This window comes from Aeromonas sp. QDB54 (assembly GCF_027707385.1).
Lineage (GTDB): Bacteria > Pseudomonadota > Gammaproteobacteria > Enterobacterales > Aeromonadaceae > Aeromonas > Aeromonas hydrophila.
Genome location: NZ_JAPCIT010000080.1, coordinates 1 through 1,239, shown reverse-complemented (window position 1 = coordinate 1,239; position 1,239 = coordinate 1). Strand labels below are relative to the sequence as shown.

General features: G+C 57.0%; 1 protein-coding gene. It reads left to right on the top strand.

The window, feature by feature from the left end; translation table 11 throughout:
- Positions 1–68: 68 nt before the first annotated feature.
- A protein-coding gene (locus PG881_RS23885; RefSeq protein WP_270803304.1) for an IS3 family transposase occupies positions 69–1,231 on the top strand; the annotation gives its coding sequence in 2 pieces (ribosomal slippage) (positions 69–324 and positions 324–1,231; 1,164 coding nt in all).
- The last annotated feature ends 8 nt before the right edge of the window (positions 1,232–1,239 follow it).

Here is a 1,239-nt window from a genome sequence, read left to right as displayed (position 1 = left end):
TGTAGTGGTCTAATCATCCCGGACACCGTTTTAGGTGGTACAGTCGCCACCATTATTTGAGGTGTTCAATGACAAGATTACGTCGCTCATTTACTGCCGAGTTCAAGCTGGAAGCCGCATCCCTGGTGCTCGACCAAGGCTATTCAGTCCCCGAAGCCAGCCGTTCACTGGATGTCGGCGAAACCGTGCTGCGTCGATGGGTTCAGCAACTTCAATCAGAACGAAGTGGCGCTACACCTGCTAACCGGGCGCTGACCCCTGAGCAGCAAAAAATTCAGGAGTTGGAAGCCCGCATCAACCGGCTTGAACGCGAAAAGGCCATTCTAAAAAAGGCTACTGCTCTCTTGATGGCGGACGAACTCGAACGTACGCGCTGATAGACCGATTAAGGGAGCAAGCCCCCACCACCCTGGTCTGTTGCGCTTTCGGTATACCAACCGCCTGTTTTTACGACTATCTGGCTCGCAGGCGCACAATTAACCGTGAACGGGTGCAGCAGAGAAGTGAGTTACTGTGTTTGTTCAAAGAGAGTAGAGCCTCAGCTGGCAGCCGGGCCTTGATGTCAATGATGCGGGCACTGGGGCATCAGATTGGTCGGTTCAAGGTGCGTCGCCTGATGAAGGAGGCCGGGCTGGTCTCCAAACAACCGGGAGCTCATCGTTATCAGGTCGCGCGGTCTGAACGACCGGATATTCCCAATCTTCTGGCGCGTGAATTTGATGTCCAGCAACCCAATCAGGTGTGGTGCGGCGACATCACTTACGTATGGGCAGGTGGCCGCTGGCATTACCTGGCCGCGGTGCTCGACCTCCACACCCGACGGGTCGTGGGCTGGGCGATGTCCGGCAGGCCTGATGCTGAGTTGGCCGTGAAAGCGCTCGACATGGCGTATCAGCAACGGGGCTGCCCGTCTGGCGTGCTGTTTCACTCCGACCAGGGCAGCCAATACGGCAGCCGGGTATTTCGGCAACGGCTGTGGCGCTATCGCATGACCCAGAGCATGAGTCGGCGTGGCAACTGCTGGGATAACGCGCCGATGGAGCGGCTGTTCAGGAGCCTCAAGACGGAATGGCTTCCGACCACGGGGTACATGAGCCTGCGGGAAGCCAAGCGGGATATCAGCTACTACCTGATGGATTACTACAACTGGCGGCGCCCGCATCAACACAATGATGGGATACCGCCAGCAGAGGCCGAAAATCGGCTTAACTGTGTGTCCGGATTTAGTTGACCACTACA